Source organism: uncultured Paraglaciecola sp. (assembly GCF_937123705.1).
GTDB lineage: Bacteria > Pseudomonadota > Gammaproteobacteria > Enterobacterales > Alteromonadaceae > Paraglaciecola.
In genome coordinates, this window is the sequence record NZ_CAKZKO010000209.1 from 1 (window position 1) to 16,827 (window position 16,827).

Annotated in this window: 18 protein-coding genes; 16 read left to right on the forward strand and 2 right to left on the reverse strand. The window is 42.7% G+C overall.

The annotated features are described in order from the left end of the window. The 5 genes from Q0688_RS25910 to Q0688_RS25930 form a co-directional block, all read left to right on the forward strand. A partial coding sequence (locus Q0688_RS25910) for a hypothetical protein (protein WP_299084428.1) occupies positions 1 to 605 on the forward strand: 605 nt, incomplete at its 5' end. Continuing rightward, positions 602 to 1,015, forward strand: a complete 414-nt coding sequence (locus tag Q0688_RS25915) for a hypothetical protein (RefSeq protein ID WP_299084430.1) — start codon at positions 602 to 604, stop codon at positions 1,013 to 1,015. The genes Q0688_RS25910 and Q0688_RS25915, both read left to right, overlap by 4 nt. Further along, on the forward strand, positions 993 to 1,766 hold the full coding sequence (locus Q0688_RS25920) for a hypothetical protein (RefSeq protein ID WP_299084432.1): 774 nt from the start codon (positions 993 to 995) through the stop codon (positions 1,764 to 1,766). The genes Q0688_RS25915 and Q0688_RS25920 overlap by 23 nt, the downstream gene beginning before the upstream one ends. Positions 1,767 to 1,779: 13 nt before the next feature. Further along, positions 1,780 to 2,853 (forward strand): hypothetical protein, encoded by a 1,074-nt coding sequence (locus Q0688_RS25925; protein WP_299084435.1) that lies wholly within the window; start codon positions 1,780 to 1,782, stop codon positions 2,851 to 2,853. Between the two features lie 2 nt (positions 2,854 to 2,855). Next, complete coding sequence (locus Q0688_RS25930; protein ID WP_299084437.1) at positions 2,856 to 4,247, forward strand: hypothetical protein; 1,392 nt, start codon at positions 2,856 to 2,858, stop codon at positions 4,245 to 4,247. Here Q0688_RS25930 and Q0688_RS25935 read toward each other — a convergent pair. Both Q0688_RS25935 and Q0688_RS25940 read right to left on the reverse strand, forming a co-directional pair. Beyond that, entirely contained in the window at positions 4,237 to 4,521 is a 285-nt protein-coding gene (locus Q0688_RS25935) for a hypothetical protein (RefSeq protein ID WP_299084439.1), read from the reverse strand. The two genes, Q0688_RS25930 and Q0688_RS25935, sit on opposite strands and share 11 nt — an antisense overlap. Positions 4,522 to 4,579: 58 nt before the next feature. Next, complete coding sequence (locus Q0688_RS25940) at positions 4,580 to 4,912, reverse strand: hypothetical protein (RefSeq protein ID WP_299084441.1); 333 nt, start codon at positions 4,910 to 4,912, stop codon at positions 4,580 to 4,582. A 194-nt stretch (positions 4,913 to 5,106) separates the two neighbouring features. Between Q0688_RS25940 and Q0688_RS25945 the strand changes: the two genes are divergently transcribed. The 11 genes from Q0688_RS25945 (at position 5,107) to Q0688_RS25995 (ending at position 16,654) form a co-directional block, all read left to right on the forward strand. Next, complete coding sequence (locus Q0688_RS25945) at positions 5,107 to 5,268, forward strand: hypothetical protein (RefSeq protein ID WP_299084443.1); 162 nt, start codon at positions 5,107 to 5,109, stop codon at positions 5,266 to 5,268. Between the two features lie 60 nt (positions 5,269 to 5,328). After that, on the forward strand, positions 5,329 to 7,194 hold the full coding sequence (locus tag Q0688_RS25950; protein ID WP_299084445.1) for an AAA family ATPase: 1,866 nt from the start codon (positions 5,329 to 5,331) through the stop codon (positions 7,192 to 7,194). A 761-nt stretch (positions 7,195 to 7,955) separates the two neighbouring features. Next, positions 7,956 to 9,152, forward strand: coding sequence for a terminase family protein (locus Q0688_RS25955; protein WP_299084447.1), 1,197 nt, complete (start codon positions 7,956 to 7,958; stop codon positions 9,150 to 9,152). Further along, entirely contained in the window at positions 9,145 to 11,088 is a 1,944-nt protein-coding gene (locus Q0688_RS25960; RefSeq protein WP_299084449.1) for a hypothetical protein, read from the forward strand. Before Q0688_RS25955 ends, Q0688_RS25960 begins: the two co-directional genes overlap by 8 nt. A gap of 140 nt (positions 11,089 to 11,228) precedes the next feature. Next, positions 11,229 to 11,990: a hypothetical protein gene (locus Q0688_RS25965; protein ID WP_299084451.1), complete on the forward strand. Its 762-nt coding sequence runs from the start codon at positions 11,229 to 11,231 to the stop codon at positions 11,988 to 11,990. 1 nt (position 11,991) lies between these two features. Continuing rightward, positions 11,992 to 13,023, forward strand: coding sequence for a DUF5309 family protein (locus Q0688_RS25970; protein WP_299084453.1), 1,032 nt, complete (start codon positions 11,992 to 11,994; stop codon positions 13,021 to 13,023). A 53-nt stretch (positions 13,024 to 13,076) separates the two neighbouring features. Further along, a complete protein-coding gene (locus Q0688_RS25975; protein WP_299084455.1) occupies positions 13,077 to 13,271 on the forward strand; it encodes a hypothetical protein in 195 nt (64 codons plus the stop codon). 111 nt (positions 13,272 to 13,382) lie between these two features. Then, positions 13,383 to 14,102, forward strand: a complete 720-nt coding sequence (locus Q0688_RS25980; RefSeq protein ID WP_299084458.1) for a hypothetical protein — start codon at positions 13,383 to 13,385, stop codon at positions 14,100 to 14,102. A gap of 2 nt (positions 14,103 to 14,104) precedes the next feature. Next, positions 14,105 to 14,458: a hypothetical protein gene (locus tag Q0688_RS25985; RefSeq protein ID WP_299084460.1), complete on the forward strand. Its 354-nt coding sequence runs from the start codon at positions 14,105 to 14,107 to the stop codon at positions 14,456 to 14,458. Further along, complete coding sequence (locus tag Q0688_RS25990; protein ID WP_299084463.1) at positions 14,448 to 15,113, forward strand: hypothetical protein; 666 nt, start codon at positions 14,448 to 14,450, stop codon at positions 15,111 to 15,113. Before Q0688_RS25985 ends, Q0688_RS25990 begins: the two co-directional genes overlap by 11 nt. Continuing rightward, positions 15,113 to 16,654 carry a hypothetical protein gene (locus Q0688_RS25995; protein WP_299084466.1) on the forward strand — a complete coding sequence of 514 codons (1,542 nt, stop codon included), beginning with the start codon at positions 15,113 to 15,115 and terminating at the stop codon, positions 16,652 to 16,654. Before Q0688_RS25990 ends, Q0688_RS25995 begins: the two co-directional genes overlap by 1 nt. The last annotated feature ends 173 nt before the right edge of the window (positions 16,655 to 16,827 follow it).

The window sequence follows — 16,827 nt, forward strand, 5'->3', positions numbered from 1 at the left end:
GTAGCTCACTCGATGATGTGTGTTCAGTTTTGTCTAGTGAAATAGACACTATTGAATCCAATATAACTACTATTGAATCCAATATAACTACTATTGAAGCAGATATAACTACTATTGAATCCAATATAACTACTATTGAAGCAGATATAGTCGATTTAAATGCACCACCTATAGTATCCATTACGTCAAGTGTTAGTGTGACAGTAGGGACAACCGATGCTTATAAGACATTATTTGATAATACCGGAACTGAAAGTTTTGGATTGCAACGCCCGTTAAGTCAGGTTGGCACTGACGGAGTATGGACTTGCCCCCAAGGTGGTGATTATTTAATTAGTGTCAATGTGACAATCCCAACGACTACAGACCCTATGTGGAACGAACCGGTATCAATAGCCAAGTTGAGGATAACAGGTAATGAGACTAATCTAACGACCGTTAACGGAGTTTCCTCCATACCGCCTGTAATTGGTAATAGCATAGTTAGGACATTTGCAGCAGACGATACCGTCGAGATTGAATTGGATTTAACAAGAGGAACAACTAGTGGGAGTGAAACAGTTATTGCAGTGTTAAACATAGTTAGGGTGGGTATCGCAGCATGATTTATGGTAGCGTAGTACCTGGCTCACAAGTTGATGTATATTGGCCACAGGTAAAACATTGGGTCGAAGAATCTATCAGAAGGTCTAAGTCATACGACACAATAGATGAATTATATAATTACGTTAAGAACAGTTACCCAGAGTTCATGTTGGTCTTGTTCCTTGAGAAAGGGAAGATGGTAGCCGTTACCATATTTCAAGAGGATGAGAAGGCGCTTAATTGCGTCGCGTTTGGTGGCGAAGGTGTTTTAAAGCAAGCCCCGCGCTTAATGACTATTTGGAAAGCTATTGCCAACAGTCTTAATTTGCCGATTATAAAGTTGACAGGTCGCTCAGGTTGGGGGCGTGTCTTTAAGGACGATTTAATTAAACACGGAGATTTTTATTATGGGCGGAGCATCAGGGAGTAAACAGAAAAGCGCCAGCGGTTCTCGGAGCGTGGCTGAGGGTATGAACCAGTCTAGAGACTTTGGTACACAGTTAGACCCAGTACAACAAGCATTCCAGCAATCTATATGGCGGCAAATGGGGCACATAGGAGCTGGTGGACAATCAACAGCTAATGCCGGCTTAAGAGGGGGTTTTGGTTCGTTAAACGCATCACAGAACACTATTAACAGTTTAATGAATCCTGGTCAAGATACTGCCTCTCAGAATACCCTGAATAGTTTGATGAACCCTGGGCAAGACCCGAGAATGGGCGCATTCGCCAGACAACTAGGTCGAGATTTTAATGATAATATAATCCCAGGTATTAGGTCCGATGCACAACAAGTTGGCGCATTAGGTAGTAGTCGAGCCGGTATTGCAGAAGGGCTAGCCGGAGCAAGGGCAGGGCAACAACTTCAAGACTTTGGCGCGCAGATATTTGGAGATCAACAACAAACAAGACTTAACGCTGCGGCAACAAGTGGACAATTATTTGACTCTCGACAACAGTCAAGACTTAACGCAGCATCGTTAGGGGGACAACAAGCGCAAGCATTCGGGCAATTGGGACAATTTGGTTTAAGTGTTCCTTGGTTTAACTTGATGCAAAAACAAGGATTGCTAGGATCACCTGTACAGACTGATCGTGGTGCAGTATCTACCGGATTTAATCGTACTGAGCAAAGTGCTAGCGCAACCGGAAAAGCAGCTTCAGCAGGTTTTAACATATAACAGGAGTTAAACTATGCCTATTGGATTATTAGCATTGGCAGCAGGTGGCTTGCTAGGCGGTACGCTCGGTAAGGATCGTATACAGCGAAACAATCAAGAACGCCAACAAGGGCAGTTTCAAAGCCTGTTAGATGACGACCTACAACGATTCCAAGATCGAGAGCAGTCACTATTCGACCAAGGGTCTGGACCGATTAACCCAGGGTTGTTAGAGCAGTTCACACCTAGCAACGAATTTTTAGCTCGGGCGGCTGCTTTACCAGGTCGTGAAAACTTACTCAACATAGTTGCGCAGGGTGAGCAGCAATTACAGCGACAGAAACAAGGTCAGATATGGGACAGCGAGAATATGACCATGGCTCAAAAAACCGCGCTTGAAGCTACACAACAGGAACGCCAATGGCAACAAAGTAGACGTGAATTCGAGTTTAATAACCCTTCTGCGGTACAACAAGCGCAATTGAACGCACAGCAACAAGGCTTTGGATTACAGCAACAGGGGCTTGACATTCAACGCGAGCAAATGGGATTCCAACAAGAAGCTGCGCAGAACAAACTTTTACAAGACCAGTTCTTTAGGCAATTCCCTGGCGCTGGATTGACGGGCGAAGCGGCTATAAACTTCCAGAAAGGCGTTAATCTCACGACTGAGGCAGTAGCTACACTTGACGATGCAATGGTGTTCTTAGATCGTAGAACCACTGGCGAAGGGCGCATAGGCGGTGATATAGAAGCCCTCAACACAGCTATACAGGCTACAGTTGTACCGGCGATGATGGAGCAACTAAACACGGGAGTATTGCAAAAGGATGAGCGCGAGAACCTCGAAAGAGTCATAGGCGACCCTGGGGCGTTTATTAGCACCGACGGGCGACAGACTAAGAAAATGGCAACAATAAGAGAAGTCTTGAACCGCAACAGGGAGAGTAAGTTTGCGCTAATGGGACAACAAGCGCCTGAGATTCCAAGAGGTAGCTCAGCGTTCTCGACAGCAATACAGAACCGTTCTGCAAGCGCTAGATCAGCACCAAGGCGTGAGGACATAGATTTCACACTTCCTGATAATCAACGCGAAGCGAGAAGGTAATTATGCCAAGAGTACGGATAGGTACAAGTAAAATAGACGGGAGTTTGTGGGCTGAACAACCTAACGGCGAATTAGTGTCCATTACCGAAAGCCAAGCGGATCAGATCAGGAACGACCCTGGTGTTATTGGCAACTTCTTAGAGTCGGCTGGCAATCAAGCGCAACAGTTACTACTTGGCGCAGGCCAACTATTGCCTGGTTCTGAGGATTATACAGAGAGGCTACAAGCAGCAAGACAAGCCCAAGAAGCTAGAGGGATGGTTAGCCCTATCGCAGCTGGTTTAGGACAAGCTGCTCCGTTTGTGGCCGCTGGTATTGGCTCTGGGGCGTTAGGTGCCGCTGCTGGAGGATTAAGAGGAGCTATTGGTGCAACAGTAGGAACTGAAGCTGCTTTAGGAGCTGCTGACAATCCTGACAATCCAATTCAAGGGGCTGCTATCGGTGCCGGTATCGGTGCATTGCCATTTGTTGCCGGCGCAGCTGTTCAACGTATGAGTGGTAGAGTGTTACAGAATATAGATAGAGCTAGCGCTACTGCACCTGTCCGTGCTTCTGCTGATGACATCGGTGACTTTGTAGCTAGCGCTCAGCGTGAAGGGTTGCGTGTGCCGTTAAGTGTCAGGACACAATCAAATACATTACAAGACGTTTCATTAGGGGTACAGAGCAATCCATTATTGGCACCATTGGCTCAGGGTGCACAACGGCACAACGCTAAACAGCTATTGGCCCGGGCTAATGAAGCTATGGGGTTAGATGCAAACAGAATATTGACTCCCCAAGTTATGCGTGAAGCATCTAGCAGAACTTCGTCTGAGTTTAAGCGATTGGCGCAGTCTCAAGGTCCAGTGATGAGTAAGCAAGAAATTGTTGATACAATCAGTAGCGAGATAGGGGAATCATTTGTAGGCAAACAGCAGGTACTAAAACAGGTTAACAAGCTGCTTAAAGACTTCAAATCTGATGATCTAACCACAGATAATTTGATGCGCTTACAGAGCAGCCTGGGCGATTTGGGACGCAAAGGCAAACTTGGCAAAGGTGAGTCAGCGATTGAGATCGGCAAAGCAAGGGATGCTATCATCGACGCAATCCCAGCTAATGCGGGTGATGAAGAAGCGTTTAAAATAGCCCGGCAACAATGGGCAGCTCAGCGCGCAGTTGAAGATTCATTGGGTGTAAGAGGAGAATTGTCTGCAAAGAAGTTAGCTAAACGTATATTGACGAGGGATGGTGACGCTCCTATATCTAAGTTAGGGCGTACTGCTGAGGCGATGAAATTTATGAGTGATTCTAAATTCGGTACTGAGAATTCAGTAAGGGGAGGATTAACAGGAGCACTCCTACCCCCGGTTGGAATAGGGGCAGGAGCTTACGGGTTATTTAGCAATTAAAAGGGTTGGCTGCGCACATCATACCTTTGTGAGTCTTTGGTGCTGTACCATAGCCACCGTGTTGCCCTTGTTGCATCATTTCCTGATGGGTAATAGGCTGTCTATTTATACGATTGCCTAGCATCCCAGGGTTATGCTGCGGATTCATTTGTTTCATCATTTGATCGTGTGTGTTAGCTTGCCTACTTTGTTCACCGGCCAACTCATCAAAATGTGAAACTTGAGCAGATGCGTTAAAACTAACCAGTAGTATTGCGAATATTAAGTATTTCATAATGTAATCCTCTTAATTAACAATTAAAGTATAATCTCGATGCGCAAAATTGCGCAGCTTAATAAATTCCATGTCTGCGCGCGGCTTCTCGCGCTATTTCTCTCTCCTTCTCTCTAACTTTCGGATCTTCAAGTAACATCCTATCTGTCACATCTTTAAGTACCTTATCTCTTTGCTCAGGGTAAGCCCATAGCCATACTTCTTTTCCGTCCTTTCCAGTTACGTAATATCCAAGGGTTAGTATTCTTTCTTCACGTCCTGTAATATTGTATTCTTCTATAATGTGTTTGGCTATTTCCATTTTGCGGTGATAGCGAGGAGTATAAAGTGCACCTTCGCACTCTATAATTTCATAATGGTGTAAGTCGTCAGTATCGTGTAATAGACTCATTATCCTACTCCCAATTCACTAACTCTATTTATAATAAAAATGGTTGCGGTGAGTACATATACTATTATGATAACGTTCATTATTAAGAATTTCATTTAAATATATCCTATAAAATTTAAATTGACATGTACAAAAGTACGTGTATAATAGTATACGTAATTTAAGTTGTTGTCAACCCTTTAATAGGATTTATTATGAATGACCATAAGATTGTTAGTTTTAAATGTACTGAAGCTGAACGTAGGTATTTGCATAAAGTAGCAAAAGAATGGGGGATTACAGCTTCATCTTTTATAAGAGAAGCTATTAAAGAGAAGGCTAAGAAAGATAAGGAGGGTGTTAATAGATTTGCGTAGGACAAAAAAAAGGAGTGAGGGTTAGCCCACTCCAATACCTTTATATATAGGATAAAAGATATGAAGTATCATTATACAGTATTAGATAGTGTTCGTGCAACAGAAAAGAAGAATTACTACACGGATTTTGAGGAATTTGTCACTGTTTTAAAAGAGATACCTAGAACTGATGTCAAACTGAAATCTCAGATGATATTCCCCGGGTTGTTGGGTAATAACAGAAATGAGTCAGGTTCTTGGAGAACACAAGATAACGTAGAATTTGTTTCTTTCGTCGCAATAGATCACGATTCAGGATTGACCAATTTAAGCACTGTTATGACTAGGCTAGAAGAAGCTGGAGTACTTTCTTACGGTCACACAACACATTCTTGTTCCATAGGCGCCCCTAAATGGCGTGTTTATTCCCCACTACCACAGGTTATCAAGGCCAATGATGTATCTGCGCTAGAAACAACCTTAAAATGCGTTCTTGCTGCATGTGGACTTGAAGGGGATGAGTTCTGGCATACTTTCGAGGAGTCTAAGAAAACTTTATCATCGCATAGCATGTTTGTTCCTCCTATTTCTGCTATTGAGAATGTTGTTATTGATGCATTACCGATAGACGTAGACACTTGGATCTGTAACATACCGAAGGGTGGTCCTAAACAAACACCACACATATATGGCAAGGACACACTACCTGATTTAGATAACGCAACTGGACTAAACACTGGTCGCAACGTTGAGCTAACTAGACAATTAGGATTACTTGCAAATACCAAGGGAATAACCGAGAAAGATTTATGGGCGTTTGCAGTTGGTATTAATAACACACAGTTCAAACCGCCTCTGCCTATTACTGAAGTTAAAGCTACTTTTGGTAGTGCTAGAAAGTGGCTATCTAACACAATAGATAGTAATAATATACAACTAGGCAACTCTACTACCACCCCAAGTGGTGATTGTTTCTTGTCTTACTCCATACGGGGTGATTCAGAGAAAATGAAAGAGAAGATGCTCAATGATACTTTTGTTCTCCCAGGTGTTGCTATATTGGGGCAAGCAACAGTTATATTCGCTCAATCTAACGTTGGTAAAACATTACTAACTATGCACCTGTTAATAGAGTCTTTAGTTCTAGGCTTAATAGACGGCGATAACGTTTGCTATATAAACGCTGATGATAATTATAGGGGTAGCATAGAGAAAACGGAGTTAGCTGAAAAGTATGGTTTCCATATGATAGTCCCTGGTTTGAAGGGTTTTTCATCTTCAGACCTACCAAGGCTTATGCAAGCAGCTATAGATAACAATACTGCTTCCGGTAAAGTTATCATTCTTGATACCTTGAAGAAGTTCACAGACCTAATGGATAAAACACTGGCTAGTAGATTCATGAAGCTATGTCGAGAATTCGTAACCAATGGGGGGACAGTGATAATGCTAGCCCATACCAATAAGCATAGGAACGCTGAGGGCAAGGCGGTTTATGGTGGTACTTCAGACATATTCAATGATTGTGATTGTGCCTACATATTGGATGACGAGGAAGAATCCCCCAATGGTGGTAGATTAGTTAAGTTTGAGAATATAAAACAGAGAGGAGATAATGAGACGGATATATATTATAGATATACAAAAAACCCAGGTCAGAGTTATGTTGAGCTATTGGAATCAGTATACGCTGAAAAAGATGCGCCAAGTAGGCCATTAAATAGTCAACAAATGGAAGCAAATGAAATAGCTGATGCAATCAAACATGCTTTGTTTTCCGGAGAAAAGAATTGTGGAACTATAACCAAGGAGGTGGCAACACAAACTGGATTCGGGTATAGAAAGATAATCAAAGTCCTTAACGATGCCAATAGACCTTGGGTTAAACTTAAAGGTAAGTTTAACGAGTTTGTTTATAAAATGTCGTCGGACATAATAGATTTTTAACAAAAACACCCATCTTTATAGAGAGCTTATTAGGCTCTCTTTTTTTGTCTATCGATATTGCAGTAGATATTTACGTTATACCCCCCCTGTGTAAATAACGTAAATATGTAAATATCTAACATTATCAATGACTTAAGTGTAAATATATTACAAATCAATGACTTATAAGGGGGTCTATCCAAGAGGTATGCTCTAAGTGTTTGATATATAATATATTTACACTGTATTTCGATATTGCAGTCGATATTTACACTTAACATACTGTTTATAATAGATATTTACATATTTACATCCATTGTAACCGTCTATAGACAATGTAAATATCGATTTATAGAGCTCTATAAAAAATAAGAGTCGGTTCAAACGACCCTAAGACAATATTGGGAAGGTCTATAAGATAATCGGATATATGCTTTGACATATATAATAAAACATGTTATGATTTGCACTCGTACCTCAAAACAAATCATTAACATAAATGGCTAGACGAAAAGACATACGGTCCAGTATAAGGACAGAAGAATTGATCGAGCTATTGTATGACAATGCAACTGGGGAACTAAACCTGGACCCCGTTCGCCTAAAATCAATTGAGTTACTTTTAAAGAAATCATTACCGGATTTAAAGACAAGTGAGACGGTCAAAGTCGAAGACAAAACAAATAGTCGAACGATCTTCATTATCAAATAGAACAGAAGTCGTTGCACATCTCAGGCCGCATCAGCGCGCTGTCTATGATGGTATGTCAAGGTTCAACACATTGCTAGCTCATAGAAGGTTTGGTAAGACTGTACTGGCTATCCTGATACTAATTGAAAAAGCATTAGCCTGCGAAGAGAGACGACCTCAAGTGCATTACTATTGCCCTAGCTACAAACAAGCAAAACGAGTAGCTTGGTCTTATGTCAAAGAGTTCACCGCATTATTCCCTGGAACACAAACCAACGAGCTTGAATTGAAAGCGACGCTTGCAGATGGGCAAGTAATACAACTTGGGTCAGCAGATAACCCTGATGATTCGCGAGGTATCTATTCAGACTTCGTTGTACTAGATGAACCTGCGCAGATGCCCCCTAGAATGTGGACTGAGGTGCTACGTCCTGCGTTGTCAGATAGAAAAGGCGGGATGTTAGCTATTGGCACACCTTCTGGTAGGCACGGCTTGTTCTATGACTTGTACAATCAAGCCATAAACAGTAAAGATTGGTGGTCAGGTGTTTATCGTGCAAGTGAAACAGCTGTGGTAGACGAAGAGGAATTGATAAGCGCACGTCGTGCTATGAGCAAAGCAGAATATGACCAAGAATATGAATGCTCATGGGATGCTGCTGTCAAAGGCTCGTACTGGGCTGAAGTAATGCAATCGCTAGAGATAGGTGGCAAGATAACCAGTGTATTGCCTACGTATGGTAAGCAGACACACATAGCATTAGATCTAGGTATCAATGACGCAACAGCAGCTTGGTTCTTTCAGACAGATGGTGAGCTGTGCCGGGTGATAGATTACGCTGAATATACAAACATGGGTTTGCCTGATATTGTGGAAGATTGGAGACAGCGTGGTTATACTTACGGCAAGGTAATAGCACCTCACGACATACAAGTCCGGTCATTGAGTACAGGTGTAACAAGACATCAAACCTTAACAGAATTGGGTTGTGATGTTATTGTGGCACCTAAAGGAACAGTTATAGAAGGTATCGACGTAACAAGGGGCTTCTTAAGCAAATGTATGTTTGATCGTGATAAGTGCGCAGATGGTATTGAAGCGTTGAGGCAGTACCGTGCAGATTGGCAAGATAAAAGGGGAGTGTTGGCGTTAAGACCATTGCACGATTGGACCAGTCATGGCGCTGATGCAATGAGATACTTAGCTGTCACAGGGTTAGATACTCTTGAGAATAGATGGGGTCAAATTGACTACTCACAAATGGATAAAGGCTTAGTATATGCGTAAGGAAGATTTAGCAGCGATAGTGTACAGAGAAGTAACGCAAGCACGTGGTTATGATAGTGATACGTTATCCGCCGCAAGAAAAGCTGCTTTGGATCTGTATGAAGGACGCATGACAGCTGCGCCAGAGGGTCGTAGTCAAGCCATAAGTCTTGATGTTGCTGACAGTGTTCACGCAATACTGGCACAGATAGCCCCTGTTGTGCGCACCTCACAGATTGAATTCGAGCCACAATCACAAGAAGATGAGCAAGCTGCTCAAATGGAGACAGACTTTGTACAAGTTTCGATTGAGCGCGCTAGTGGCTTTGACGTTTTGGATGACTCTATTTTTGACGCTTTACTTGTGGGCAATGGTTGGCTGCATGTTCACGTGGATGAAGAAACAACTGAAACAGAGCAAAGATTCCCGCCTAATCTAACGGACGAACAATTATTTGTACTTCGGCAGACAATACAGGCTGATTCGGTGAGCATAAAAGAAACAGACAGTGAAACGATTGCAACAATTACAACAACGAATAAAAAACTGGTGGTTGAGAGTGTGCCCCCAGAGGATATGCTGTTTTCTGAAGAAGGAAGTGGATACGAAGTCGACCAAGTTCGTTTTGTTGCACGTAAGCGTTTATATACAGCATCCGCACTCAAAGAAAAAGGCGCTAAACAAGAGGTCATAGACTCGCTACCAGATGCTGTCGAGTTATATGATGGTGATATAGCTAGACAAGGAATATATCAAGCTGACGGCGATTACAGGAGCGTACAGGAAGCTAATCGACTAAAACGTGTCTATGTCTGCTACATTAGATTGCAAGAAGGCATGGCCAACAAAACACAGCTTCGTGAAGTATGGGTAGGTGAGAATGGTAGTGACATACTGTTTGACGAGCCTGCTGACTTTATTCCATTTATATGCGGATCAGCTATACCAATGCCTCATCGTATTGTAGGTACAGGTATAGGACAGCTATTAGCACAGGTACAAAACCAAAAGACTCACGTATTAAGACAGTACATGGATAATTTAGCTGTGTTGAATGCGTCAAGAGTTGGTGCCGTCGAAGGTCAAGTCAATATGAGTGATCTTACAAACGGACGGATTAATGGGATTGTGAGAATGCGGTCACCTGATGCGATTGTACCTTTGCCGGCAAGTGATATAGGCCCACAAGCGATATCAGCCCTCAATTACTTGGATCAGGTAAGGACACAAAGAGTTGGTGCCGCTTTAGACTTTAATGAGGTACAGGCTCAGTTAATGGGTACAAGCGCCACAGCGGCGGCAGGTCAACTAAGCAAAGTTGAACAATTGGGCGGTTGGTTTGCTGGTAATATCGTTAAAACTATGTTTATGCCTTTGTTTCAGCTTGTCCATAAAACATTGCGCACGGAATTAGCAGGACCTGTAATGGCTAAGATTGGCGGCAAGTGGCAGCAAACAGATACTTCACAATGGCAAGCTAGGCATGTTACTGATATCCACATGGGTTTGACTACAACTGAGAAGGCAGAGAGGTTGAGTGCGTTAACTCAAGTTCTAGGACAATTACAATCAATGATTAGCACAGGTGGTAATGGTGTTATTACAGACACGCAGCGCATTTACAGTGCTATGTCTGATTGGATAAGAACTGCTAATCTAGGTCCGGCTGACCAGTATTTAATTGATCCTACTAGCGAGGAAGCGCAACAAGCGTTACAACAACAATCGCAAGAGCAACGGGCGCAGGCTGAAGATCAATTGCGCATACAAGTAGAGGAAATTAAACTTAACCAAAATTTTGATTTAGAAAAACAATCACGTGACCTTGCATACAAAGAATGGTCCGATAGGTTGAGTGCTGAAATTGAAGAAGCCAAACTAACTGTTGACAGCACGATCAAAGTTAAAGAACTGAATATAAATAAACGAGACGAGACTGATGACGACACTGACTGACGCAGAAAAGAATAAGATAGTTGACGAGCTTTTTAACGAGGTAACAGATCAGATACTTTATGATATTACAAACAAGAAAAGCGATAGGCCTCAGCTATTAGCTGAATTGGATGCGCTAACACTGATGAAAGAGAGGTTATATGCCAGAATCACAAAGTGACGCACAAGAATTGGAAGAATTACTAGCTGATCCGAATGTTAATGAATTGGATCAAGTAACAGATTTATTGTCGGGCAAGCCTGAGAAGGAAGAAACGACAGATGAAGAAGTAGCCCCTGAGAAGGAGCAAGACGCAGAACCGGAGACGGAAGATAGCGGGATTGACTATGGTATGAAAATACCTATGCCTGGTGATGGTGAAACACTGACTCTTGGCGAATTGAAAGACGCTTACCAGGAGAAGCAGACGAAAGAACTTGATTTGACGGATCGTGAGAACAAACTGTCAATTGAGTACGATAAGGTGAAAGATTTGGTGCAGATAGCCGACAACCTAGCCCCCGAACAAAGGGAGCGGTTGGTTTATCACGCTCAGCGAGAGTTTGAGCAAGAACAGGCTAAACTTGCCCATATCCTACCTGAACTAGCTACACCTGAAGGCGTTAAAACAGTTAGAAATGAGTTGTATGAGCTTGGAGCTGAATATGGCGTAAGTAATGACCAAGTTGATCAAGTCAAGGATGCTGTTACTATCAAAATGATGCATGACTTTGCCAAGCTGCGAAAAAGCGTTAAAGAGGCCAAAGAAACAGTCAAGCCTTTGAAAAGCGTTAATGTTAAAGCAGGTAAAGGTCGTACAAATGTAAGTAATATAGACGCAGCGATAAACAAAGCCAAAAAGACTGGCTCACACCAGGATGAAACGGCAGCTATCAATGCTCTAATCTCAGGAGTAAAGTAACATGGCTGATATAACACACGTAGCGGCTGATGCCGTAACATTCGGCGGAGTAATCCGTGAGGATGTAATGAACAAGATATGGGATATTAGCAACATCCCTTTGCCATTCACGGAATTATGCTCAAAAGGTACTCATACCAATAAGCGTGTTGAATGGGTAACTGATGAATTGGCCGATGCTGCCACTGATAACGCTGTTATTGAGGGTGCAGACATTACTCAATCTGACGGCAAGTTTGGATCAAGACTTGGAAACTTTACGCAGATCGGTGTTAAGAATGTGATCATCACAGACACATCTGAGGCTGCTAACAGTATTGGTGGGCAGGCTAGCCTATCTTATCAAGTTAAAGAGCGTCAGAAAGAGCTTAGGCGCGATGTAGAAGCCCAAATGCTGACTCATCAGGCTAGTGTAGTTGGTGATGCTTCTGCCGCTGCTTCTGTGTCTGCTGGTATTGGCGCTCAGCTTGAAACTAATGTCAAAGTCGGATCAGGCGGGAGCGCTGGTGGTTTCAACACTTCTACCGGGGTATTCGATGCACCGACACCGGGTACTAAACGAGCATTGACCGAAACTTTGATTCGTGACACGTTGCAAGACATCTATCAAGCTGGTGGAAACACTGAATGCTTAATGGCTAGACCCGTGGTCATTCGACTATTGTCTACGTTTCTTTTCGGATCAACTGCACGAGTAGCAACATTAACCAGTGAAAAGAATCAATCGTCTGGTGATACGCCAATGACTGCGTACGGATCTGTCAATGTGTTTGTTACTGACTTTGGTCAAGCTGTTGCCTTGAAAGATAATCGACTGCAAGCTGTTGATGCTACGGCTACTTCAAGTATGTATTTCCTTGATCGGTCAAAACTGCGTCAATCATTCTTGCGTGGTTATCAAGTTGAGCCACTCGCTAAGTCTGGTTTATCTGAAAAACGCATGATGAGTGTACAATATGCCTTAATGGTGCTGAATGAGAAATCACAGGGCGCTATTCTTGCAATTGATGAAGCTTTAGCGGTAACTGCGTAATGTACCGGCTGACTAATATACACAAGTCAGCCGTTGGTATCCCTGGGGATAGAATGTTAAAACCTGGGGATACTGCCGACATTCATATGACTAACGAAGAAAAACAGATAATGGAGAATTGTGGATATGTTGAAATATATGACCTTCATCGATCCAAGAGCAGACGAAACAAGAAAGAAGATGCGCCAGCAAGTGCCGAGGACGTTAGCGGGCAAGACAATGAAACTAGCGTTACACCTGTCGAATGAGGAATACGCCTACCTGGTAAATAACAACCCCGACTTAGGCTCTGACGATCTGAGCCGATGGGACAAGTTTATTGCACATCCCGATTCCGCAGCGTACAGGATACAAAAGGTATGAGAATGATTCAGTACGGATCGCCCCTAAACAGGGTGGTCAAAATAGGGGACCCCTTTTCTTGCCAATCAAGTGGTATCGTTTCGGCTATAACTGGATATACTACATCTGATTATCAAAGTATAGCTGACGACGCAGGTTTAACGTTCCCCAATGGTGACTGGGCGGTTATTGTTATAGCAAAAAGCAACACTTCCGTTGGATTGGAATACATCTTAAGCAACGACACTTGGGGTGCCGCTGATTCGTTTCAGTTAACGAGGTCGTCTGGGTTTTTTGGTTTTAAAGTAAACTCCGAAGCTAGCTTACACGCTACACAAACCCCTGGGAAGTGGTATGTTGTCTGCGCGCAGCGTAGCGGTACAAGCACTACGATTAGAAGCGTAGATATGGGCTTTTCTACTTTTAGTACCAGCGTTTCTGGCACTTTAAATGTTGCCATTGATTCTTCAAACCCGCTGACAATAGGTGGTCTAGCTGGTCTTGATGGGTCTGTAAGTGACGTTATTTACCTCCCTGGTGAAACTGTGTCGAACAACGATATGCAGGCGATAGCCACAGGTAAAGCGATAACCACATTCTCGTGGTATCCGAGCCTAGAACTTTGGGCTATACTGCAAGATACGACTGGTCTTGATCAAACAGGTAACCACACAGTTACAGTTACAGGTACATTAACAAGCACAACAGGTCCTAGCGGTCTTAACAGGGGTATTTAACCATGACTCCCTCACAATTAAAAACGCGCATAGCTGCGGTTACTCATAAGTCAGATTTAACTGGACAAATGGATAACTTCTTGGCAGATGCCTTAGCAAAGATTAACGAGCGGTTTGGTGTCAACTTAACACAACCGGCAAGTGGTGTTGATTATCCAGCGGGTACTGATTTACTGTTCTATTACGCAGCCCTTGTCAGTACCTACGAATTCACACACAACGTTGACGCAGCGACTTATTACAACGACAAGTTTGAGTTATGGGCAGACAGGCAGAACGTCTTGAGTCCTGGATCAGAAACAGACAATTACGCAACAATTAACCCTTTTATAGCAGGTGATTACTATGAGTCTTGAAACATATACCGGATACATCAAAGATTTGGTGGTAACTAACCCATCTTCTACCGATCCAAAGAGTCAAGGCGATGATCATTTACGAGGTATTAAAGATACGCTATCGACTCAGTTTGGTAGCTTTACCGTTGGTACTGCGTTGACTATGACCGAAACTGAATTGAATGATACAGTCGATCAACAGCCTGTACTTGATACTCATATACCAACTACGAGTGGCACAGCGCACCAATGGACGACAATACCGGCTTGGGTTAATAAGGTTGAATTAATATTCACGAGTGTCAGTACTACTGGAACTTCTCCACTGTTGGTTCAGTTAGGAGATTCAGGTGGTATCGAGAATACTGGGTATACGGGGTCTGTAGTTAATACAGGAGGCAGCACAACGACATCGGTCCACCCAACTACAGGTTGGCAGCTAGAAGGAGCTAGCGCAGCCTCTATCATTGTATCTGGTGTGCTTACGTTGTCTCGCGTATTTAGTACTAATTGGACATATTCTTGCGTCTTAGCAAATCTCGGGTCAGCTATCATATTTAGCTCAGCGGGTTCCAAAACACTAACGAATGACTTAACAACAATAAATCTCAGAACTGTTGGGGGTGTAGACACATTTGACAGTGGTTTGCTTAATATACATTACTCAAAATAATGAAAACTCCTAGCTTACAGCTACACAAGCATTATGGTGTGGTAAAGGATATTGAGCCTGGTGAAGTTGGTCCAGGTCAATGGACAGATGTACGCAACTTTCAATTCCAGGAAGGATATACACGCAGAGTTGGTGGTTATGACGTTTTTGCCGATCCAATATCAGTAGCCCCTTTATTTTGTTTTCAGACTTCAGACCAAACAACTAATTACTGGATTTATTGCGGTCAGAATACGGTATATGTAACCAATGGTACTAGTCATTTTGATATCACACCGGCATTAGGACTAAGTATTGCACCGGCTGGGAATTGGACGGCAGCGAGTCTTAACGGAATCCCTGTTTTATGTAATGGTATTAATAGACCTTTTTACTGGGATTTAGACACATCTAATGCTTGTCAATTGTTACCAGGTTGGCCGGCGGACGCAACTTGTGGATCAATTCAAGCATACAAGTTTCATTTATTTGCATTTGATATAACCCAAGCAAGTGTTAGATTCCAAGATACCGTATGGTGGAGTGAAGCGGCTGAGCCAGGCACATTGCCACAAGAATGGGTCCCGGCCTCAGACAACGATGCTGGTGATTTAATATTGTCAGACACACCTGGCGCAATAGTCGATGCATTGCCGCTTAGAGATACTTTAATGGTGTACAAGGATTCAAGCACATATGCGCTCCAATATGTGGGTGGACAGTTTGTTTACACTCAGCGTAAAGTATTTTTGAATCAGGGTATCTATGCTAGAAATTGTGTGGAAGAAATAGAAGGGGAGCATTGGGTATTTACTGGAACAGATGTAATTCGCCACAATGGTCAGCAGAGTATAAGTGTGGTGCAGGATAAAGTCAAAAACACACTGCTTGACTCTATCGATGTTACGTACAAAGACTATTGTTGTGCTGTTTCAATACATAGTCAGTCACAATTCTGGATCTGTGTACCAACACAAGGTTCCACTTCGTTGGATCTGGCTTACGTTATAAACACTAAAACAAATGAAGTTGGTATGAGAACGTTAGGGAGTGTTCTTTATGTCGGACGTGGGCAAGTTGAACAAGAGTTATTCCCTACACAATGGTCAACAGATTCACAATCTTGGGATCAAGATATAACATCATGGAATCAACAAGCATACAAACCTTCACCGGACAGCTTGTTGATGTGCGCGTTTACTAGCTCACATTTGTTAGTTGCAGATTCCAGCGATCAGAATAACAACAGTGATGTATATGCTTATGTTGAACGAGAATCTTTACCTATTACTGAATCGAACAACAACACATTGGTTACAAGAGTTCTGCCGGACATACGAGGAGAATCTGGAGATAATGTTTTCATATCAGTAGGTTCGCAATCTTTTTTCGGAGAAAGTATAGCTTGGGAACCTGCTGTCACATATACTATTGGTACGGATAATTATATAGATGTACAAACGGAAGGGCGATTGTTTTCAATAAGATTTGAAGCAACCACAAGTAGGCGTTGGAGTGTTTACGGTTATAGGTTGCAAACAGTAGATACAGGTTTATTTTAATGGCCAATATAAACATAGATCAATATACACCAGCTAATCCGCCGTTTGATGGTGAGGGATTGAGTCGTGCAACCTGGGACGAGTTGTATAGAATTAGTAGCTCACTCGATGATGTGTGTTCAGTTTTGTCTAGTGAAATAGACACTATTGAATCCAATATAACTACTATTGAA